This is a genomic window from Streptomyces sp. NPDC054849 (genome assembly GCF_053610945.1).
In genome coordinates, this window is record NZ_JBSGZI010000096.1 from 12,378 (window position 1) to 31,674 (window position 19,297).

Annotated in this window: 23 protein-coding genes and 1 pseudogene; 9 read left to right on the forward strand and 15 right to left on the reverse strand. The window is 69.9% G+C overall.

Features of this window, described 5'->3' with window-relative positions; all coding sequences use genetic code 11:
• Positions 1-143 precede the first annotated feature (143 nt).
• The 10 genes from ACWGIF_RS30495 to ACWGIF_RS30540 form a co-directional block, all read right to left on the reverse strand.
• A complete protein-coding gene (locus ACWGIF_RS30495; protein WP_453502300.1) occupies positions 144-581 on the reverse strand; it encodes an RRQRL motif-containing zinc-binding protein in 438 nt (145 codons plus the stop codon).
• The gene (locus ACWGIF_RS30500; protein WP_453502302.1) at positions 568-1,071 is read right to left on the reverse strand and encodes a hypothetical protein; all 504 of its coding nucleotides are present in this window, start codon (positions 1,069-1,071) and stop codon (positions 568-570) included. The genes ACWGIF_RS30495 and ACWGIF_RS30500 overlap by 14 nt, the downstream gene beginning before the upstream one ends.
• 135 nt (positions 1,072-1,206) lie before the next feature.
• Positions 1,207-1,377, reverse strand: coding sequence for a hypothetical protein (locus ACWGIF_RS30505; protein ID WP_331718948.1), 171 nt, complete (start codon positions 1,375-1,377; stop codon positions 1,207-1,209).
• Positions 1,374-2,897 (reverse strand): hypothetical protein, encoded by a 1,524-nt coding sequence (locus ACWGIF_RS30510; RefSeq protein WP_453502304.1) that lies wholly within the window; start codon positions 2,895-2,897, stop codon positions 1,374-1,376. The genes ACWGIF_RS30505 and ACWGIF_RS30510 overlap by 4 nt, the downstream gene beginning before the upstream one ends.
• A gap of 129 nt (positions 2,898-3,026) precedes the next feature.
• The gene (locus ACWGIF_RS30515; protein ID WP_453502306.1) at positions 3,027-5,156 is read right to left on the reverse strand and encodes a hypothetical protein; all 2,130 of its coding nucleotides are present in this window, start codon (positions 5,154-5,156) and stop codon (positions 3,027-3,029) included.
• On the reverse strand, positions 5,156-5,608 hold the full coding sequence (locus ACWGIF_RS30520; RefSeq protein ID WP_052876084.1) for a hypothetical protein: 453 nt from the start codon (positions 5,606-5,608) through the stop codon (positions 5,156-5,158). The genes ACWGIF_RS30515 and ACWGIF_RS30520 overlap by 1 nt, the downstream gene beginning before the upstream one ends.
• Positions 5,609-5,716: 108 nt before the next feature.
• On the reverse strand, positions 5,717-5,929 hold the full coding sequence (locus ACWGIF_RS30525) for a hypothetical protein (protein WP_052876083.1): 213 nt from the start codon (positions 5,927-5,929) through the stop codon (positions 5,717-5,719).
• A 251-nt stretch (positions 5,930-6,180) separates the two neighbouring features.
• On the reverse strand, positions 6,181-6,438 hold the full coding sequence (locus tag ACWGIF_RS30530; protein WP_052876082.1) for a WhiB family transcriptional regulator: 258 nt from the start codon (positions 6,436-6,438) through the stop codon (positions 6,181-6,183).
• A 226-nt stretch (positions 6,439-6,664) separates the two neighbouring features.
• Entirely contained in the window at positions 6,665-7,432 is a 768-nt protein-coding gene (locus tag ACWGIF_RS30535; RefSeq protein ID WP_453502308.1) for a hypothetical protein, read from the reverse strand.
• A 634-nt stretch (positions 7,433-8,066) separates the two neighbouring features.
• Entirely contained in the window at positions 8,067-8,450 is a 384-nt protein-coding gene (locus ACWGIF_RS30540) for a hypothetical protein (RefSeq protein ID WP_453502310.1), read from the reverse strand.
• Positions 8,451-8,639: 189 nt separating this feature from the next.
• Between ACWGIF_RS30540 and ACWGIF_RS30545 the strand changes: the two genes are divergently transcribed.
• From ACWGIF_RS30545 to ACWGIF_RS30585, 9 genes and pseudogenes are all read left to right on the forward strand, one after another.
• Complete coding sequence (locus tag ACWGIF_RS30545; protein ID WP_453502312.1) at positions 8,640-8,972, forward strand: GntR family transcriptional regulator; 333 nt, start codon at positions 8,640-8,642, stop codon at positions 8,970-8,972.
• Between the two features lie 152 nt (positions 8,973-9,124).
• Positions 9,125-9,349: pseudogene (locus tag ACWGIF_RS30550) on the forward strand (helix-turn-helix domain-containing protein); the annotation flags it as partial.
• Positions 9,350-9,529: 180 nt separating this feature from the next.
• A complete protein-coding gene (locus ACWGIF_RS30555) occupies positions 9,530-10,558 on the forward strand; it encodes a DNA-binding protein (protein ID WP_453502328.1) in 1,029 nt (342 codons plus the stop codon).
• A 21-nt stretch (positions 10,559-10,579) separates the two neighbouring features.
• A complete protein-coding gene (locus tag ACWGIF_RS30560; protein ID WP_453502313.1) occupies positions 10,580-11,263 on the forward strand; it encodes a RibD family protein in 684 nt (227 codons plus the stop codon).
• Entirely contained in the window at positions 11,263-11,730 is a 468-nt protein-coding gene (locus tag ACWGIF_RS30565; protein WP_453502315.1) for a deaminase, read from the forward strand. Before ACWGIF_RS30560 ends, ACWGIF_RS30565 begins: the two co-directional genes overlap by 1 nt.
• Positions 11,727-12,143 carry a helix-turn-helix transcriptional regulator gene (locus tag ACWGIF_RS30570; RefSeq protein WP_453502317.1) on the forward strand — a complete coding sequence of 139 codons (417 nt, stop codon included), beginning with the start codon at positions 11,727-11,729 and terminating at the stop codon, positions 12,141-12,143. Before ACWGIF_RS30565 ends, ACWGIF_RS30570 begins: the two co-directional genes overlap by 4 nt.
• Positions 12,144-13,063: 920 nt before the next feature.
• Positions 13,064-14,512 (forward strand): helix-turn-helix domain-containing protein, encoded by a 1,449-nt coding sequence (locus tag ACWGIF_RS30575; RefSeq protein ID WP_453502318.1) that lies wholly within the window; start codon positions 13,064-13,066, stop codon positions 14,510-14,512.
• A 9-nt stretch (positions 14,513-14,521) separates the two neighbouring features.
• Complete coding sequence (locus ACWGIF_RS30580) at positions 14,522-15,418, forward strand: DciA family protein (protein WP_453502319.1); 897 nt, start codon at positions 14,522-14,524, stop codon at positions 15,416-15,418.
• A 116-nt stretch (positions 15,419-15,534) separates the two neighbouring features.
• Positions 15,535-16,281 carry a hypothetical protein gene (locus ACWGIF_RS30585; RefSeq protein WP_453502321.1) on the forward strand — a complete coding sequence of 249 codons (747 nt, stop codon included), beginning with the start codon at positions 15,535-15,537 and terminating at the stop codon, positions 16,279-16,281.
• Positions 16,282-16,292: 11 nt separating this feature from the next.
• Here ACWGIF_RS30585 and ACWGIF_RS30590 read toward each other — a convergent pair whose 3' ends face one another.
• The 5 genes from ACWGIF_RS30590 to ACWGIF_RS30610 form a co-directional block, all read right to left on the reverse strand.
• A complete protein-coding gene (locus ACWGIF_RS30590; RefSeq protein WP_453502323.1) occupies positions 16,293-17,021 on the reverse strand; it encodes a DUF4231 domain-containing protein in 729 nt (242 codons plus the stop codon).
• A gap of 201 nt (positions 17,022-17,222) precedes the next feature.
• Positions 17,223-17,783 (reverse strand): hypothetical protein, encoded by a 561-nt coding sequence (locus tag ACWGIF_RS30595; RefSeq protein WP_453502330.1) that lies wholly within the window; start codon positions 17,781-17,783, stop codon positions 17,223-17,225.
• 253 nt (positions 17,784-18,036) lie between these two features.
• Entirely contained in the window at positions 18,037-18,327 is a 291-nt protein-coding gene (locus tag ACWGIF_RS30600; RefSeq protein ID WP_453502325.1) for a hypothetical protein, read from the reverse strand.
• Between the two features lie 202 nt (positions 18,328-18,529).
• A complete protein-coding gene (locus tag ACWGIF_RS30605; protein WP_453502326.1) occupies positions 18,530-18,811 on the reverse strand; it encodes a hypothetical protein in 282 nt (93 codons plus the stop codon).
• A gap of 74 nt (positions 18,812-18,885) precedes the next feature.
• Positions 18,886-19,137 carry a hypothetical protein gene (locus ACWGIF_RS30610; protein ID WP_453502327.1) on the reverse strand — a complete coding sequence of 84 codons (252 nt, stop codon included), beginning with the start codon at positions 19,135-19,137 and terminating at the stop codon, positions 18,886-18,888.
• Positions 19,138-19,297: the final 160 nt, after the last annotated feature.

Here is a 19,297-nt window from a genome sequence, read left to right on the forward strand (position 1 = left end):
TGGTGCTCCTTCGCGGTGTTCGACGGCGTCGCGGACGGGGTGCTGTGGGCGGGGCAGGTGGGGCCGTGCTGCCCGGCTCCCCTTCACCACCCGGGCCGCGTGACGCGGTACGGGTGGATCAGGCAGCCGTCAGGGGTGAGCGGTCATGCTGCGGAGGCCAGTTGGCCGCCGGCGGGGTGTATGTAGCTGCCGGGTGCGGCCGGAGTGCCGTCGGCGCACTCCAGGCACGAGCCGAGGGTGCGCAGAGGGAGGCAGTGGTAGTAGCGGCGCGAGCACTTCGGGCAGGTCTGCCGGGCGGCCATCGCCTTGTCGAGCGCGACTTCCTTGGCGAAGGTCATCGGCCGTATCGGCTTGGCCTTCTTGATCTCGTACAGGAAGGCCATGCGCTTGCCGCCCCGGCACTCGATGACCGCGACCGGGTCCTGGCCGCCGGGCCGTAAGCGCTTCTCCCGGAGTTGCCGCCTGGTCGCGAGCCCTTTCGGGGCCTGCCGCCAGCGGTGCACGGGGAGGGCACCGGTGGGGTCGGCGTAGATGTCGACGTCCCGGACGGCCGGCGGGGACACCGGTTCAGCGGCGGCCACGGCCTCGGTTGTGTCCGCGGCCGGTGTGGACCTGCACCTTGGCGCGGCCCCGGGCGTTCACGTTGATCGAGCTGGCCTTGCCGCTGCCGGGGCCGGTGGCGAGCATCTTGAGCACGACGAAGCCGCCCAGGCCGAGGCCGGCCAGGATGGCGAGGGCCTTGGCGAGCTCCAGCAGAGCGGCGGCCAGGAAGTAGACGCCGACCCCGGCGATTCCGAGGATGACCGCGACCAGCGCCGCCTTCACCAGGAGCGGGGAGACGTAGGGCTGCGGGGCCGGGGCGGGCGGCGCCGTGTAGTACGCGACCGGGTGGCCGTTCGGGCCGGGCATCACCACGACGCCGTCCAGGCCGGCGGTCGGCGGGTAGACGACCGCGCCCTGGGGAAGCGGGACGACGTGCTGGCCGTACGCGGGGACGGGCGGCTGTCCGTACTGGGGCGGCAGCGGCTCGGGGTAGTAGGTGGGCTGGGGCTGCTCGCCGTGAGACGGCATGATGGGTCCTCTCCTCGATGGGGAGCTCGGGCGGTGTCATTTGGCGTGAGATTCGCCCGGGGAGGCTTCGGCCTCTTCACCGGCCCCCGAGGTGCTGAATTCATCTCGGGGGCCAGTGGAGCCGTCGAAGCGCGCTCAGTCGGCGGCGCGTCCGTACCGGGTCGGCATCAGCGGTTCGCTGCGGGCCAGGATCGTCGGCGGGTGGCCGGGACCGGCCGCGGGAAGTTCGATCGGCTCGTCCGGCCGCTCGGTGAAGTCGTACGTGAACTCCACGGTGATCTCCTCTTCTTCGGGCCGGTGGGTCATGCCGCACCGGCGTTTTCGCTGTCGTCCTCGAAGACGTCCAGGGCATCGGCGATGACCGAGTCCTCGAAACCGTCCTCTTCCGCGAGGCGCCGCTTGGCGGTGCGCACGCGATCTCCGACCCACGTCTCGCCCTTGCCGTACTGGTTCGCGAGGCGCTCCAGGTCGGGCGCGATGCCGGAAAGCGAGCACTTCGCGATGTACCGCTCGGCTTCATCGCGCTGCCGCTCGCGCACATCGCGAGGGATCCGGCCGCCCGCTTCCGAGGCGGTCAGAGCGGGAACCGCGGTGAGCGCGGCGGCACTTTCCGAGGAACGGCCCGCAGAAATCGAGGCGCGGGCGGCTGCACTCTCCGAGGTTCCGCGAGCCTTGGCGGCGGCCCGCTCCAGGAGCCGCTGCCGCTTGAACTTCTCGGCTTCCTCCAGGGCGCGGGCTTCGGCTTCGGCCTTGATCCGCTCAGCCTCTGCCTTGGCATCGGCCTCCTTGCGCAGCGCTTCTGCCTGGGCTTCTGCCGTGGTGATCTCGGCCTGGCGCTGTGCCTCACGGTCCCGCTCGGCCTGCTCCAGCTCCCACTGCTGGCGACGACCCAGCGCCTCGATCTCGGCATCGGCCTTGCGGCGCGCCTCCTCGATTTCTGCTGCTCGCTCCTGGATCTGGAGCCGCTCGCGTTCTGCCTCGATTTCGTCGCGGCGAGCACGGGCGGCAGCCTCGTTTTCTGCCTCGCGCCGCTCGTTTTCGAGCCTCGCGTTGTCCTCGCGTTCGCGCCGGGCAGCCTCGCGTTCTTCACGGGCGTGCTTGGCGGCGGCCTCGCGTTCTGCTTCCTCGCGCTTGGCGGCGGCCACACGGTCGGCCTCTTCGCGAGCTCTCTTCTGCTCGGCCTCGCGTTCTGCGAGCTTCGCGGTCTCGAACTGCGCGATGATCGCGGTGAGCTCGCCGCGGCGCCGGGTGGCGTACTTGCGGTATCCGGTGGCCGCTTCCGCGAGCAGGATCAGCAGCGCGGGGGCGACGGAGTGGAGCAGGATTCCGCCGGCGTCCGGCTTCTGCGGGACGAAGTGGAAGTGCCCGTCCGGGTAGAGGCTGGTCCAGCAGTTCATGACCCAGGTGGACAGGCCGGCGGTCCAGCGCAGCAGGAACGGCCAGCCGCCGGGCTTGTAGTCACCGCCGTGCTCGGCCAGGACACCGTCGACGTACAGGACCGTGATCAGGGCGAGGCTGGCCAGGGGGTCCAGCATCCAGGCGATGAACCAGGGGATCTCGTGGGAGATGCCGAACAGGGTCACATTCACACAAGTGAAGATCAAAGCGCCGCCACCGAGGGTGAGCAGCGCCCTGGTCACCATGGCCAGGACCTCGTCCAGCTTGGTGATGGATTTACGGGCCTTGGCGGCGTCGTCGGCACTGACCGGCGCGGGGGGAGCGGCGGTCCTGGGTGCCCCGGCCAGCGTCGGCCGGGGCACGGTCGGGGCACTCAATTCAGTTACCTTCCGTAAGGTGCGCGGGGGTGCGGCGCGCACCGTGCGCATGGGACAAATAGGTACGCATTGGATGGTGCGCGGCCAGGGTGCGAGCCCCCTACCTGGGGCGGGGACGGGTGCGCACGGTGCGCGGAGCCGCGCACCGTGCGAACTTCCCTTTAGTCACTCTCTGTCGTTTCAGGAGAGGGGCGAGCGGAGGATGTCGTACTTGCCGAAGCCCTCGTCCGACTCGTCCTCGGAGATCACTCCGGCCTCGAGGAGGGCGTCGCGCTGGCGGTAGAACCAGCGCTTCGTGTCGGAGAGCCCGACCCGGATGACGATGTCCGTGACGTCGCGGGGAGCGAAGGAGTTTTTGCCCTCGCGAACCCACTGGTCGAGCCGCTCGTACAGGGCCTGGCGGCCCTGCTCGCTGGTCAGCTTGTCGCTGTCGTCGCCGCCCAGCTCGAAGACGGGGGCGTCGTCGGCGGGGGGCTCGATCTCGTCCTCGATGCGCAGGTGGTCGTACTCGCCGGGCTCGGGGTCCTCGTCCAGCACGTTCTTGAGCATCTCGTTGAGCTCCTCGACCTCGGCCGCCATCGTCTCCTCGTCCACGTCGTCCATCTCCTCGTCCGGCGGTCCGGAGTAGGCCGGCGCCGCCGGGGCGACCGGGGCGGTCGCCGTGGCGGTGGGGGCCGGGGCCGGGGCCGCCTGCTGCGGGGTGTCCTCTCCCTCCTCCTTGGGCAGCAGGGGGGCGTCGTACGTGGTGCGGTTGACGTACAGGTCGCCGAACGCTTCGGCGGTGATCGTGTCCAGCGGGGTGCGGATCGCGGCCCCGGCCGTGATGGCGTCGGCCTGGTCGCGCTTGCTGGCCAGCTCGGTGCGGGCGGTGATGTGCCACCGGTCCTCCGGGATGCCCAGGCCCGCCGCGTAGTGGTAGCCGGGCTTGCGGTTGCCCCACTGCGGCCACGCCCCGGCGTCGATCGCCTCGTCCGGCAGGCAGTACTGCGCGTCCGCGCCGTCGCGGAGACCGAAGCACAGGCCGGCCGGGCTGTTCGCGCGGGAGTCGGTGTCCATGTTGTTGTGCGTGGCGCGCTGGATGGAGGTCAGGATCCAGATGCCGGCGGCGCGCGCCGTGCGCAGGATCTTCTGGTAGTGCTCGTTGTCGGCGGCGAAGTCCGCGGCCTCTTCACCGATGATCACCAGGAAGTTCAGGCCGCAACCCGGCTCCCACTTGCTCATCCCCTTGGCGGCGAGGAAGTCGGTGCGCTTCTCGATCGCGTTGGGCAGAAGCTTGAAGAACCGCCGGGCGGCGTCCTTCTTGTCGATCGGCCACTCGATGCCGTGACGGACGTGCCCGAAGTCCTGCTGGAACTTCGAGCAGTCGATGGCGATCACGCTGACCTCGGTGCGGGTGCCGCACTCGGTGATGATGAGCTGGTTGCCCTGGGTCTTGCCCGCGCCGTTCACGCCCATCGCGATGGCGTGTTCGACGTTGCCGTTGGACAGCGGGCCCGGGTCGCGGAGCATCCCGGTGAGGTTGAGCAGGAGGTCCTCGCCGTCCTCGTAGCGGCCGGTGCGGATCGGGACGTCGCCGATGGAGGCGCCGAACGCGGACGGGCCGCGCCAGGGGAAGCCCTCCTTGAGGAGGTCGGCGACCTGGACGCGCATGGTGATCAGGGAGGAGTCGTCATCGTCCACGGTGTGGGTGATGCGCCCCTTGCCGATCTTCAGCGCGGAGGCCAGGGCGGGGATCCTGCGGACCAGGTCGTCCGCGGTCGCCCCGTCCTTGGCCTCCACCTGCGCGATGACCGTGCCCTTGCCGTTGGACTTGGGCTCCTTGATCTCGTGCTTGGCGAGTCCGATCTCGGCTTCGAGCTTCTCCCACTTGCTGGCGCCCTTCTCGGACCCCTTCTTGTGGAAGGAGCTCCAGAGGTTGTTGGCCAGGGAGAGGCCGATGCCGCCCAGCGCCCAGGCGCCGGCGGTCGCGGCCGTGTCGACGCCGGTGATGGTGCCGATGGTCGCGGCCGCGGTGACCGCGATGGTGTTGACCTGGTGCAGCCGGACGGTGTCCTTGTCCCGCTTGGCCTTGCTGTCCAGGTGCCCGAGGAACTTGCAGAGGCCGGCGCCGGTGCCCGCGATGCCCAGGGTGGCCAGGGCGAGCGCGGCCGGGTTCCCGGCGACGACCAGGTGGCCGCCTTCCACCAGGACGGGCCCCAGGGCGGTGATCGCCCAGGGCCCGATGATGCGGATCCGCCGGGAGCGGTCCTGCTGCTGCTCGTCCTCGCTGCGGGTGTCGATGGACTTGGACTTCGAGAAGCGGCGTGCCATCAGGCGGCCCTCCCACCTTCGCCGGGCTTCCCGGCACCGTCGGACGGCTTGTCACCGATGGAGAACCCGGGCTTGGACTTGCCCTTGCCCTTGCGGGCTTCGGCCTCGGCCTCCTGCTCGGGCTTGATGAAGTGCTTGACGAAGGAGGCGTACATCTTCACGCCGGACAGTCCGAGCACCTTCGCGGCCATCGCTCCGGCCATGAGGTGGCCGCTGACCAGCTTGGCGCGGATCTTCGACTGAAGGCCGAAGGTGTACCACTTGCCCTTGTACTGGCTGAGGATCGCGCTGATCATGTCGGCGTCCATCCCCACGCGCAGGAACAGCTCGAAGCCGATCGCGCGCAGGATCTTCGCGTAGTTGTAGAGGTCGCGGTCGGTCTTGAACTCGATGGCGTCCAGCTGCTTGATGAGCTGTCCGAGGTTCGAGCCGACCGGGTCGCCGTCGCTCATGAGCGGGTAGTTCCTTCCGGTAGAGAAGCTGGGGTGGTGCGGGGCGGGGGCGCTGTCACCTCCCCGCGGTCCCGGGCCGGAGCCCGGGGCCACGGGCAGACGGCAGGTTCACCGGTTGCTGCTGGCGGCCTGGTCGCTACCGGAGTTCTGCACCGCCGTGGCGATGCCGTTCCCGATGTTGTTCAGGGCCCCGGCGAGCGGGGACGTGGCGAGGGCGTAGCCGCAGATCAGGGCGGCAATCAGGACTCCGGCTCGCATGTCGGCGCGCCAGAACAGCCAGGTGGCGCCACCAGCGAGCAGGAAGAGGGGCAGGGCGATCACGGGTCCTCCAAGGACGGGGAGTTGGGTGAGTAGCTCTCCAGCCACGAGGGCCGAACAGAGCGGGGAACGCGGGTTCCGGCGCTCTCCACCGCCACCGGACCGCGTGGGCGGGCCGGTGGCGACTGGGCAACGCGGGACGCGGTGCGAAGTCAGCGGGCCAGAAGCACCGCGACGATGACGATGAGCGGGGTTGCCATGCCGAGCAGGTAGAGGAACTTCATGTCTCCTCCTTCCGAGGTCGGTTGAGGGGATCAGGCAGCGTTGCGGGCCCGGTTGCGGGCGGCCCGCCGCTTCATCGCGCGGCGCTCGCCCTCGGACAGGCCGCCCCAGACCCCGTCGGTCTGGTTCGTGTCCAGCGCCCACCGGAGGCACTGCTCCATCACCGGGCAGCGGCGGCGGCAGACGGCCTTGGCCTCCTCGATCTGCAGGAGCGCCGGACCGGTGTTGCCGATCGGGAAGAAGAGTTCGGGGTCGGTCTCTCGACAGGCCGCGTCATGTCGCCAGTCCACAGCGCTCACTTCCCCTGTCGGACGCGACGCAGGGCCTCCTCCATGTCGCTGTCGGAGTCGCCGTTGTTGCGTGCGATGCTGTTGTCGTACATCCGGGCCTCCAGCTAGGTCCGTTTAGACAGCCCCAGGGATGGCCCCCTGGGGCTGTCGTCGTTTCGGCTGTCGTACGAGCAGCCACGGCCGTCCCCACCGGTTGAGCTGGTGGGGACCGCCGTGGTCCCTCGTCTCAGTGGCCGGCGATCGAGCCGGACAGTCGGCCGACCTTGGCGACGTGGGCGTCCTGCTCCTCGACCAGGCGCCGGACCCGCTCTTCCAGCGGGGGGTGGGTGTCCCAGGCGCTGTAGTGGCTCCGGTCGTAGCGGTCGAAGTCGGCGACGGGCCAGTCCTTGGCCTCCGGGAAGCCTGCGGCCGCCAGCGCGGCGTCGTGGCCCAGGTCGGCGTAGACGTGCTTGCTGTGGACTCGGGCGATCTCCAGGCCCCGCTCGTCGAACGCGGCGGCCGCGGCCTTGGTGCGGTCCTGAGCGTCGACCAGACGCGAGAGTGCCGACGGCCACTCCGACGCGGCGTCGGGGGTGCGGAGGTAGTCGTACGCCGTGTCCAGAGCCTTGGCCTCGTGCTGGTAGGTCTTCCAGCGAGCGCCGGCGTCCTTGACCGTCGTCTTCAGGTCCGCGATGTAGGCCGCGTCCTTCCACTCCCGCCGGGCGTCCTCGTACAGGTTCGACAGGACGACCCGCGCTTTCTCCCGGAGGAGGTGTTCCGCCTCGTCGTCCGACTCCCGCACGTAGGAGAGCTTCGGATCCTCGTGGGTGGAGGGCGACCACGGCTCCCCCTCGCGGCCGGTGAACGGCTCGAACTCGAAGCGGAGGCTGTATCCCTGGGCGTCGATCTTCTTCAGGTACTTCGGGAGGTACGGCTGGAGGCGGGCGAGGATCTCCGTCAGCTCCTGCGGGGTGATCTGGAAGCTGTATCCGAGCGGCATGTCGATCTCCTTCATGGAGGCTGCTTGGTCGGGCACGAACGAGCTGCTGATGTGCGGCTGCTCCTCCGCGCTCTCCACCGCCCACCGACCGACCCGAGGGCCGAGCGGCGGGCGACTGGGCAGCGCGGGGCTGCAAAAACAGGGGGCGCGGCCTCTGCCGCCGCGCTGCTCGCCTTGTCGTGCTGGAGGGAGGCGAGGTGCCCTCAGTCCCGACGCGGCTCCTCGCCTCGGCTGGGACCGGGTGCCGAGGGTCTAGGAGCGTGTCGCGTCGTTCTTTTACGTCGTGTGGATGTCAGCCCTCCGGGCTCTCCATCAGTAATGAGCACCTGGCGGGTGTTACCGCCTCCAGGTCGCCAGAACTGAAGCGCCTGACGGGTCATCGCACGTGCCGACTGCCATCACCAGCGGTAATGGCGCCACACGACGGGTTTCCACTCACCCCCGGCCGGTGTGGTCACGGCCGGGACTGCGGTGGTGGATCACGCTGTTGAGTTCTCAAGGACCGGCCGCTTCCTTTCCCTCCCGCTTTCGCGTTCAGGTCTGGGCGGATGGTGTCGGGGCCGCTTTCGGCTCCCACATCCGGCGCCGCCAGTTGGCGGTTCCGGGTGAAGGAGCCGGGTCCGAAGACCCGGCGTGGTGCGGGGGAGGGTCAGGCCGCGAGCGGCAGGGGCGCCGCGGCGGCCGGGCGCCGAGTGATGCGCAGCTGCGCGGCGTAGGGGAGGAGCACGTCGACCAGGCGCTCGCGCACCAGCTCGGTGGCGGTGGGGTCGGTGGCGGTGATGTCGCGGGCGGCGAGCATTCGGTTCTCGCGGGCCTCGATCGCGGCGATGGCGGCGGTGATGTCCAGGCCGTCCAGCTGCTCGTGGGGCAGGGGGCCGGCGGCGTACATCTCGAGCGGCGTGCCGAAGGCGACGTCCAGGTCGATGTTGGCGAAGTCGGGGAGCGGCACCTCGACTGCCTCCAAGAGCGCGAGCGTCTCGGCGTCGAAGTGCTCGGTGGCGAGGCTGGCGGCGGGGCGGCGGGTGACGTTCATGGGATGGAGCTCCCTTCGGGTTGACGGGCTCGTGTGATCCCGAGAAATGGCAGGTGGGGGCTTTTTGCCGACCGCCCCACCTTGTCGACATACATAACTTAGCTGATACAGTTGGGGGCGTGTCAAGCACTTAGTTGAGGAAGCTATGGAAGCTAGCTAAGTCGAAGGGGTCGACCTACGATGACGCTCATGAGCAACGAAGCCACCCAGCCCTACCAGCGAGTCGTCCAGGACGTGCGAGACAAGATCCGCTCGGGACGACTGCCTGCCGGCGCGAAGCTGCCGAGCACGCGGGAACTGGCCGATGAGTACAGCGTTGCGCCCGGCACAGTCCAACGGGCCCTGACCGAGCTGCGTACGGCCGGGCTCATCTACTCCCACCAAGGACGCGGTTCGTACATCACGGACACGGCTACCGAGACCAGCGAGGACTCGACGGCCCGCGCTCTCAGGGCACTTGAGGAGCAGGTCGCGGACCTGGCCGCTCGCCTCGAAAAGATCGAGAAGGGGCGCGGTGACTGACGTCCTTCCCTGCGTCTCGTTGCGCATCGCCATCCCTCTCTGGTGGGGTCAACTTCGTTAGCAAAGTTGTAGGCCCTGTCGGGGTTCGAGTTCCAGGGCAGCCGTGTATCCAGCCGCCGGATACACCGAGTGGAGACATAGAGGGGCACCAAGTGGGCCAGCAGCCGAACGCGTTAACACCGGAGCAGTCGCCCCAGCACCGTTTCGGCTACACGCTTCGCGAACTCCGGACGGTGCGCGGGCTCTCCCTGCGGGGGCTGGCCGACAAAGCCTTCATGTCGCACTCCAAGCTGCAGAAATGGGAGAACGGCGACAGGGCCCCGAGGGACCGCGCAGAGGTCGAACTGATCGATTCCCTGCTTCGCGCCGGCGGCATCCTGATCGACCAGTGGGAGCGGATCGGAGCAGCTGTATCCGCATCAGCCCGTGTATCCGTTTCTGCCCCCCATGTATCCGAAGCCTCGGCTGGGCTGGCCACGACCGCCTCCCAGCAGGCAGCGTCTGATCATGAGGGGATTTTTGTCCCCGCTCGTCTACGGGATGGATCGGTGGTTTTCGTGGCGCTCGATCGACGCGCGATGCTGCGTGGCGGGATGGGGCTCGGTGCAGCGGCTGCACTGGGCGTAGGAACGCCAGCAGCTGCGGCCTCCAACGCGCTGCCGGGCCTGACCCGGCCCGCCCGGTCGGCTGCTGCCTACAGCAGCACGCCGGTGGAGCACTTTCAGCGTGTGCGCCGTCTGCTGATCGACAACGACAACCTCCTCGGACCCGGCCGAGCCATCGCGGCCACCCGCGAGTACATCGAGGACATCAAGCGCCTGCGCCAGGACGCCAAGGGCACGGACCGGCACGCCCTCATGGAGCTCCAGACGCAGTACGCGGAGTTCGCGTCCTGGCTCTACCAGGACCTGGGCGACTTCGACAGCGCGCAGTTCTGGCTCGACCGAGCGTTCCAGTGGAGCCACACCGTAGGGGACGGTGACCTGACCTCGTACGTAATGGCCCGCAAGGCACAGCTCGCCGGCGAGATGCGCGATCTGGTCGATGTCGTCGACCTCGCGGAAGCTGCGCAGCGCATGGCCCGGCCCCGAAGCCGGCTGGCCGCCGTCGCCCGGACCTACGAGTCGTACGGGCACGCGTTGCGCGGTGAGTCGACCGACAGCGAGCGCGCGATCGACGACGTACGCAACGCACTCGATCGCGTCTCCGGCGACACAACCCCCTGGGGCGTGTGGCTGAACGAGCAGTACGTGGAGGTGCACCGGGCGCAGGGCCTGGAGGCGCTTGGCAAGCACGCGGAGGCCGCCGCGGTCTTCACCAGCGCCATCAAGGCACTGCCCGACGGTTACCACCGCGACCGCGGCGTATACATGGCTCGGGCCGCCGTGAGCCACGCCGGTGCTGGCGCGCCCGATCAGGCCGCCGCGGTCGGTCTCCAGGCCCTGACCATCGCCAGTGACACGGGCTCGGGCCGGATCGTCCGGGAGCTCGCACGTCTCGACAAGGCGCTGGTGCCCTGGCAGCGCCAGCCCGAGGTCGCAGAATTCCGCGCGCACTTCGACGGCACACTCGCCCACGAATCCTGAGCAGAACGGATCACACCACCCATGACCACGCGTCCGTACGTCATCCTCTCCGCCGCCATGTCGGTCGACGGCTACCTGGACGACGCCAGCCCCGAGCGACTGCGCCTGTCCAACGCCGCCGATTTCGACCGCGTCGACCAGGTCCGTGCGGAGTCCGACGCCATCCTGATCGGCGCGACGACCATGCGGAAGGACAACCCGCGCCTCCTGGTCAACAGCGAGGAGCGCCGTGCTCAGCGCGTCGCCGACGGAAAGCCGGCCTACCCGCTCAAGGTCACGGTCACCAGGACTGGGGACCTCGCCGCCGACCTGAACTTCTGGCACCACGGCGACAAGAAGTTGGTCGTCACCGTCGACGACGCAGCAGAGAAGGTGCGCGCCTCGCTCGGGGATCTCGCCGACGTCGTCAGCGTCGGGCCGGACCTCGACTGGGGCCTGGTCCTCGACGAGCTCGGGCGACGCGGCGTCGGCCGACTCATGGTGGAGGGCGGCGGCACGATCCACACCCAGCTCATGGCTGCGGGCCTCGCCGACGAAGTACACCTGGCCATCGCGCCGCTGCTGGTGGGTCAGCCACAGGCAGCCCGCTTCCTGGGCACCGCCGACTTTCCCGGCGGATCGGCGGCCCGGATGAAGGTGCTGGAAGTCAGGGCGATCGACGACGTCGTCTTCGTCCGCTACGCCCCGAAGGAGCGCACCGCCTGATGTACGCGCCCGAACGAGACCAGGACCTGCGCTGGATGCAGCGTGCAATCGACCTCGCTGCGCTGTGCCCTCCGGCTACCGGCGCCTACTCGGTCGGGGCGGTCATCGTCGGTGAGGACGGCACCGAGCTGGCGTCCGGCTACTCCCGCGCGACCGGTCCCCGCGAGCACGCGGAGGAGGTCGCCCTCGCCCAACTTCCGCAGGACGACCCGCGCCTCGCGGGGGCAACGATCTACAGCACGCTGGAGCCTTGCTCCCAGCGCAGCGCCTCCCGTACGCCCTGTGCACAGCGGGTCCTCGAGGCCGGCATCCCGCGCGTCGTCATCGCCTGGCGGGAGCCGAGCCTGTTCGTCGACGACTGCGTCGGCTACGAACAGCTGGTGGAGGCCGGGGTGACGGTAGTGGAGCTTCCCGAGCTGGCGGAGGCCGCGAAGGCCGTCAACGCGCACCTCGGAAAGCTGGCATGACGGCAACCGTCTCGTACTCCCCCAGCGGCACGTCATTCGTGAGCGACAAAGATCACCCGGATCGTGTATCTTTCGTGGTTACAACGATCATGGAAGGCTCGACTATGCCCGACCCGGACGACCGCTCGCAGCAGGTCGACGCGCTGCTGAACGGCCTGCCCGAGGTTCTGCCGTCTCCCCCTATGCGCGCGAAGCTGCGCCTGGCGGCTGGCCTCACCCAGCAGGACGTCGCGGACGCCGTGGGGGTGAAGAGGGTCGCGGTCACGCGCTGGGAGTTGGGCCAGACCAGCCCCCGCCGCCCGCATCGCGAGAACTACCTGCGCCTCCTGAAGGGCCTCGCGGAACGCTTCCCCGAGGCCGCGAAGGCGGATGAGGGTATGCCGACGCCGGCCTCCGAAGGGGGGTCGGGATGACCTAGGTCATCGGCCGCGCGCGCCAAGAAGCGGATTTACCACCCGCTGGCCTCGCGCGGCCCGTCTACCGACCGGAATAACCACCCGCGTCGGCTGCTCAGGTCCCAGTTCGTAGCTGGTCCTGAGCCGCGGCTCACCGAGCCGCTCGTTTCACCTCGGCCCCTAACCAGGGCCACTTGCACCACCGGCCACTAACCACGGCCACCACAGCCAGATCAGTACCGATCCGCATCACCCGCGGTGCCCCCACCACAGGGGCCACGCGGTTCAGCAGGACCGGGAGGGACGGAGAAATCTCCCCCCACCCGATCGGTGTCTGCCCCGCTTCTCACGAAGGGGGGCTTACCCGGCACATCCGCACATCCGGTCGTCCGGCCCCGAGGGGCACGGTCGTCCAGCTATATGGAGAGCAGGTCGTTTCTCATAGTGCCCGAGAGTGGTGTCCCCTGTCAGCTTGACCTTGTCCGTTTCACCCCGGTTCAGGCGCGGCGTTCGTCCCGCGTGACGGGATCGGCGTACGGTTCATCCCTCTTTTTCCGTTCCGTACCGGAAGTTGGATTTCCGGTAGGAAGCTACAAGAGCAGCGGTTTCGGAGCGGTCTCGCCGAGCTCGGTCGCGGCGCCGGCCGCCCGGCTCATGCACCCGCTCGCGGAGGTCGCCCACAACTGCGTCGGCGGGGGCGCCCTCGCGGTCGCCGTCCCGTGTGGCGGGACGGGTTCCAAGATTTCTACCCGCCGTGCGGGAGCGCGGGGGGTGATCCGCGCTGAGCGGACTCTGTCCACAGGCCGCCTCATGCAGGGTCGGCGGATGGATCACGAAGCGCGCGTTTTGCCTGCTGAGGGAGGTGTCCGCTTTGGCGTGTACACCAGCCTGATGACGACGCAGGCGGTAGTTCCCACCCCGGCCGGGACGGTGGGCCGATGAGCGGCACGGCGGTAGTAGTCGCCGCGCTGATTCCTGCTCCGCGTCCGTCGGTCGACGGCGACGCGATCTCCGTGCTGCCCGCGCTGTACGTGCCGGAGGCGAGCCAGTGGCTGTCGACGTCGACGGGCCGGATCGCGCTGGATGGCTACTCCTGGATGCAGGCCGTCCACTGGGTCGCCGGGTCCGGGCTGTACGAGCCGCGCCGCTACCGGTCGCACGGGCCGCGCGCGTTCGGGCCGACGACGGTCCGCGTCGCCCAGGAGCTCGCGGAGCTGTTCCCGTGCCGTCCGGGGATCGAGTACCTGGTGCGCCGCACCGGGCTGTCGGAGCGGTCGGTGGAGTACCACCTGGGGATGCTGCGGGAGGCCGGGCTGCTCGCGTACATCGTGCGGGGCACCCGGGTCCGGGGTGAGGCGGCGCTGGCGTCGGAGTTCGCGCGGATGATCCCCGTGGAGTTCGACGTCGCGCTGGGGATCCGTACGGCCGGTGAGGGCGCCGGGCGCCGGATGACCGGGATCGCGGCCGCGGGCCGGGAACTCATCGCGGCGCTGTCGAAGAAGGCGGCCCGGAAGGTGCGCAAGCGGCGCGCGAAGACGTCCCCGAAGACATCGGCGAGCTCCACGGGAGGTGCTCGGAAGGCGGGTGTGACGGCTGTTTCGGATGAGGCCCGTTGCACCCCAATGGTGGGTAGTTCCCGCAGTGTCTTCTCTGCGGGTACTACTTCCTTCCCCTCTGAGAACAAGCTCGCCAGCGGGCAGAGCGATTTCCCCACCCCGAAGAAGGTCAACTGCGGCCGCCGGAAGCTCAACAGCGTCGGGCGCCGTTTCCAGCTGGCTGGTGAGCTGATTCGCCAGGTGCCGTGGATGGGCCGGGCCTCGGTACCCCGGATCGCCTGGATCCTGCGGGAGGTCTCGGACGCGGGCTGGACGGCCGACGAGGTCATCGCGCTTCTCGACTGCGGCGATGCTCCGGAGCGGGTGCACCGGCCGTCGGGGTTCCTGGCCGGACGGCTGGCCGGTGCTGTGGCGCTGTGGCCCACCGCTGAGGGCCGGGCCCGTGCTGTCCAGGCGTACCGGGATTCCCGGCGCGCTGAGCAGGCCCGTCACCAGGAGTGGGAGGGCCACTGGCAGGCCCCGATCAGCGAGTCCGTCCGCCGCCTGGTCGCCGAGTCCATCCCGCGTCAGCAGCAGCCGGCCGACGACGCCCAGGGCGAGGTCCTGCCCGCCCAGACCGGGATCGACGACCTCGACCAAGAGCAGCGCCAGGAGCTGCGGGTGATGGCCCGGGGCGAGTTCGCGCGCGGCGAGACAACGCTCGTCATCGGCGCGGTCGACACGTTCGGGCGGGCCGCCGCCGAGCGGCTTTACGGCGCTGACCTGGTGCAGCGCGCACTCCGATTCACGAGCGGCAGCCGCAGCTCGCTGATGGCCCTGGGAAAGAAGTAGGAGGCCGGAATGACCGAGACGATTACCCACAGCCAGCAGGACCAAGAGCAGCCGGGCACGGCCGCAGGGGAGCTGTCCGGCGTCGACCTGGCCCGAGTTGCCCTGCACCAGGCCCGCGAGGCCGCCAAGGCCCGCGGCGCCTTGGGCGGCACCCGGAAGGCGAAGCGGACTACCCGTACGGCGTCCGTGCGGCGTGACGGGCGCGAGGTCGCCGGGTTCGGCGCCGTGCTCCAGGGCCTGCTGGCCGACCGGGCCTGGGACATCCCGGCCGCAGGCGGCGGCATCCTGGACCAGTGGCCGGACATCGCGGACGCTGTCACCACGAACCTGTCCGCGCACGTCACGGCGGCCGCCTTCAACGCGGAGAGCGGGCAGCTGGACCTGCGCCCCGACTCGCCCGCCTACGCCACGCAGCTCCGCCTCCTCAACGCCCGCATCATCGCCGCGGCCAACGACCAGGCCGGGACTCAGGCCGTCCGGACCATCCGCGTTCTGGCTGTCGCCCAGACCTCGGCTCCGGAGCCCCGCACGGCCGCTCCGGCACCGGCGGCCGCCGTGGGGCCCGAAGCGCCAGTGCGGACCCGGGACATGGCTCCCGAGGGCTTTCACCGGGCGCTCGCGGCGCACCAGGCCGTCCCGCGCACGCGAGAGATGGCCCTGGACACCGCGGCGGCCGCCGCGCGGCAGGCCCGCGTGCTGCGCGAGCTCAGCCAGTGGGCCTTCCCCGACCAGGAAGAGCCCGCCGACGAGCCGGCGCCGATCGACAGTGCCGTCCTGCAGCGGCGCCGCGAGTTCGCCGCCACCGAGACCGCCGCCCTGCACCGAGCCCGAGCCGAGCGAGCCCAGCAGTCCGGGGCCGCAGTCATCCTTCCGCAGCAGTCCGCTCCGTTGCGGTCCACGGCGTGACCGGTTCCAGGACGGCCCGCAGGGGGAGGCGCGGAGCCGCTGCGGCTGAATTGCTGCGGGCGCGCGGGCAGTTCACGCCCTGCCGCGCGCCCGGGCCGGTGGCTACGCTGCCGGGTATGTCGAAGCACCGTCAGCAGCCGGGCCCGAAGGGGCAGTCGTACGTTGCCGCGCCGGAGCTCCCGTCGTACGACCGGCCGCCGGCCTCGGAGGTCACCATCGTGCGCCGCGACGGCACGCAGGAGACGCGGTTGGCCCTGGCCCCGCGGCTGTCCCGGGGCTCGTACGACCTCGCCCGCCCCAATTCCCAGGAGACGGGGAAGCTGGCAAGGAAGTGCGCCAGCTGCGAGGAGAAGTTCAAGGAAGGGCAGCGCAAGGAGCGCCGGTACGACGCGTGGCGGCACATGCCCGGCGAGTGCGCCTCACAGACGGTGCAGCCGGCCCGGCCGGTTCAGCCCCGTCCGACGGGCCGGAAGGTCCCCCTGCACGAGAAGGTCGCCCGCCGGTTCTGGATCCGCCGCCACTGCCCGCTCTGCGGGGCGAAGGGCGGCCAGGACTGCACCGACCCGGACGAGGCCGGCGGCAAGGCAGTCCGGCGAGAGCACGGTCATGACGAGCGAATCGAGCCGATCGTGAAGGAGCGGGAGGCGGCGGCGAAGGCCAGAAAGGCCCGCGAACCAGAAGACCGGCGTACTCAGCGGGGGAAGGCGAGCATGGTCCCCGCCTACCGGCTGATGAAGATCTCCTGCCCCGTGTGCCACGCCAAGCCGGATGCCGAGTGCGCGCTGCCCGCCGGATCCCACCAGGCGAGGCTCGACATCCTCAACCGCCACCTCGGTCGCGTCGGCGGCCGCCGTCACCGGTAGCCGCCTCGCGGTCAGGCTGCGGGCGGCTGGCCGGAGGGCATGGCCTGGTCGGCGGGCTGGTCCAGCTGCTGCTGGCGGCGCCGCTGCTCGTTGCGGTGCTCCTCGACCCGCTGGGTGAACAGCTTCAGCGCCTGCTGCTCCTCATCGGCGTCGAAATCGCTGTAGGGGCCGACGCCAAGGGTGAAGGCGTTGGCCTCCTCCTCGATGGCGTCGGCTGTCTGGAGCAGGAAGTAGCTGCGCTCGCGGTACTTGTAGTAGCCGGTGAAGGCGGCTGCCAGCGTGACGGTGAAGCTGATGGCGACGATCGTGATGTTCTGCCAGGTGACCTCGTTGCGGGTGTCCAGGGCGGCGACGGTGGTCGTGGACGCAGCCCCGATCATGATGAGGTTCTGCAGCGTGTTGTGGATGAGCCGGTACTTGCGGCTGTCCGTCCGGTGCTGCTCGATCACCCCGGCCACATCCTCGCGGTAGAGGCTGCGCCGTTCCTTCAGCGTCGGGTGGATGAGCGCGCTGAGAAACCGCAGAGACTCCCGGTTCGTCGAGAGCATGTCCTCCAACTTGGCCAGACTCAGCTGGCCGCGGGGAGGCGCGGCAACCCAGGCGGCCACGCCGCAGACCAGCGCCAGCACTCCGCAGGTGATGTCCACCCGCAGGAAACGGGAGGGTGATCCCCAGGTCAGCACGGTCCACCCCAGGACCGTCAGGACTGCACCGCCGGCGACGGTCAGGGCCAGGACCATCGCACGGACCCTCCTCCTTCGCCGCACCAGGTCCCGCTCTGTCTGCCTTACGTCGTGCCTCCACCGGCGCAGCGAGGCATGTTCATCAGATTCGGTCTGCCGTTGTTCGGCACTCAGTTGGTCATCGGCGTCGCCGATTCGGCGAGGCGCATCGTCGTCAAGACTGCGGGGCACGGCTTTGGTCCTCTCGTCTGCGCAGGCTCAGCGGGCGAACGCTTCGGTCAGGCTGATGCGGTAGCCGTCCTCTTCCATCAGCACGACGGTGACGCCGAACGGGTCGGGGTGATCCAGCTCGATCGGAGTGAAGGAGAAGTTCACCGCGGCCTGGATCGGCGGCACCAGCTCCCCACCGGGCTGCGGCGCGGGGGCCGGCCTCCAGTCCGGGGCGACCGACGCCCAGCCTTCCGGACTGCGGGACAGGAGCTGCTCGCTGTAGGGGAACTGGTGCAGGACGTGCCCAGCCGGGGTGGCGAGCACCATGTTCAGGCACGGCGCCGGGCCGACGACCGGCAGCTCGCAGGCGGTGGCGACGTCGTGGGTCTCCCACGCGAGGACCACCTCGTCCGCGCCGGCCGCCGCGGCGATGTTCGCGAGCTCCGCGATCCCGGCGAGCGCGTCCTGGCCGACATGGAGCGGGCGGACCCAGATCAGACCGACCAGCTCGCCGCGCACCAGCGGCATCATGAGCGGCCCCGGCACGGCCCCCTCACGCAGCCCCGCGGTGTACGTCTCCTTCACCACGCCGACCAAGCCGTTCCACATTCGTGCTTCCACGGGAGCCCCCTGCCGTCTGCTGATCCGGTCACCGCACCCTGCCACGGGGGCTGAGGCTGTGTCAGCGGGATGATCAGCCAGCCCCCCAAGGGGGGTGGCCGGAGAGGTGGCTGCGGTCGGGGAGAGCGCGGTGTGCCGCCGCAGGTTCCTGGGCTGCACCGCCCGAGAAGTGCCGTTGCCGCGGCGCGGTGTCCGCCCTGCTGCCAGTCGAGGTGCTGGGCAGCAGGGCGAGTACGGATCACTACTGGGCGAGGAAGGCCCGGCCCGCGTCGGTGGCCACGAACCGGTCACCGTTCTCCCCATCGGCGCGCACGGCGACGTCGACGAGCCCCTTGGCACACAAGGAGATGGTGGACTGCACGAGGTCGATGCGCTCCTCGGTCCACGCCTCGCGCACCGGGTCCTCGTCCGGGGCATCGATGTCGGGGGCCGGGCGGCTCTGCAGCCGGTCGGCCACCTCGAACGTGCCGACGGGTTCGGTGAACGCGGCGAGCAGGTGCAGTACCCGGGTCTCGTAGCTGGTCAGGGTCACGGTGACTCCTCGATGTCGACGGGCGGCGTGTGCCGTGGTGCATCAACTGTGGCAATGATCATGGTGGCGGGTCAGGCGTTTGGGAGCACCGGTGCAGCAGGCGCCGGTGAATCACGGGTGTGAATGGTCGCCTCCACCGCCAGGGGAGGTCTGCGGAACCGGAGGCCGTGCGGGGGTGCGGGCGCGTTATCGTGGAGTCTTCTTATCTGCGGTTTTGTGATCTGGCAGGAGTGCCCGCGTGCCCGAGGACCCCATCGCCCACAGCGAGCTCGCTGCCCTGACCCGGCGTTTCTAAGAGGTCGCGGAGAAGCACGACCGCGAGTTCGGGATCATCAAGTCCGACCTCACCGCGGTACGCCTGCAGATCGGCAACCTGGACCAGAAGGTCGAAGCTCTCGACGAGAAGATCGACCGCAACCAGGCCCAGATCATCGAGCTGCTCACCCAGCTCGTGGGGCAGCGCCCCGACGCCGGCTGATATCACCGGGCCCGGCGCCCGGCCCGTACATGGCGATGGCCCCGACCAGACATGGTCGGGGCCATCCGTGCGTCCAGGGGTCAGTTTCCGGCGCGCAGGTGTTCCTGCCGGGCCTGGACAAGGCCCCGCCATGCGGAGCGGACGTCGTCTTCGCTCGTGGTCCAGCGGATGGCCGACGGCTCCGGTAGGGGCAGGGCGGCCATGAAGTGGGCGATGTCGGTGAAGTAGGCGAAGTCGCCGGTGGCGGTCAGCGTGCGCAGCCGGTCGATGGTGGCGGCCAGGTCCTGGTGTTCGCCGCGGACGGCGTGGTGGAAGGCGAGGGCGAGCTCCACGAACCGGTGGAGGAAGGGAAGGGGCCTTGACCCCGGATTTTGAACACATCTATGCGGCTTGGGTCAGTGGTTGTTTTTGAAGGCTGCCCTGCTGTTCCTCGTAGCCCACTGCGCTCCGTCGTCGTCGGCGCGCCTAGGCTCACCGCATGGACGATTCGAT

Coding starts and splice junctions, on each gene's coding strand:
- ACWGIF_RS30500 (WP_453502302.1), bottom strand. CDS start 1,071: ATGCCGTCTCACGGCGAGCAGCCCCAGCCCACCTACTACCCCGAGCCG.
- ACWGIF_RS30505 (WP_331718948.1), bottom strand. CDS start 1,377: ATGACCCACCGGCCCGAAGAAGAGGAGATCACCGTGGAGTTCACGTAC.
- ACWGIF_RS30510 (WP_453502304.1), bottom strand. CDS start 2,897: ATGCGCACGGTGCGCGCCGCACCCCCGCGCACCTTACGGAAGGTAACT.
- ACWGIF_RS30515 (WP_453502306.1), bottom strand. CDS start 5,156: ATGGCACGCCGCTTCTCGAAGTCCAAGTCCATCGACACCCGCAGCGAG.
- ACWGIF_RS30520 (WP_052876084.1), bottom strand. CDS start 5,608: ATGAGCGACGGCGACCCGGTCGGCTCGAACCTCGGACAGCTCATCAAG.
- ACWGIF_RS30535 (WP_453502308.1), bottom strand. CDS start 7,432: ATGAAGGAGATCGACATGCCGCTCGGATACAGCTTCCAGATCACCCCG.
- ACWGIF_RS30540 (WP_453502310.1), bottom strand. CDS start 8,450: ATGAACGTCACCCGCCGCCCCGCCGCCAGCCTCGCCACCGAGCACTTC.
- ACWGIF_RS30545 (WP_453502312.1), top strand. CDS start 8,640: ATGAGCAACGAAGCCACCCAGCCCTACCAGCGAGTCGTCCAGGACGTG.
- ACWGIF_RS30560 (WP_453502313.1), top strand. CDS start 10,580: ATGACCACGCGTCCGTACGTCATCCTCTCCGCCGCCATGTCGGTCGAC.
- ACWGIF_RS30565 (WP_453502315.1), top strand. CDS start 11,263: ATGTACGCGCCCGAACGAGACCAGGACCTGCGCTGGATGCAGCGTGCA.
- ACWGIF_RS30570 (WP_453502317.1), top strand. CDS start 11,727: ATGACGGCAACCGTCTCGTACTCCCCCAGCGGCACGTCATTCGTGAGC.
- ACWGIF_RS30575 (WP_453502318.1), top strand. CDS start 13,064: ATGAGCGGCACGGCGGTAGTAGTCGCCGCGCTGATTCCTGCTCCGCGT.
- ACWGIF_RS30580 (WP_453502319.1), top strand. CDS start 14,522: ATGACCGAGACGATTACCCACAGCCAGCAGGACCAAGAGCAGCCGGGC.
- ACWGIF_RS30585 (WP_453502321.1), top strand. CDS start 15,535: ATGTCGAAGCACCGTCAGCAGCCGGGCCCGAAGGGGCAGTCGTACGTT.
- ACWGIF_RS30590 (WP_453502323.1), bottom strand. CDS start 17,021: ATGGTCCTGGCCCTGACCGTCGCCGGCGGTGCAGTCCTGACGGTCCTG.
- ACWGIF_RS30595 (WP_453502330.1), bottom strand. CDS start 17,783: ATGTGGAACGGCTTGGTCGGCGTGGTGAAGGAGACGTACACCGCGGGG.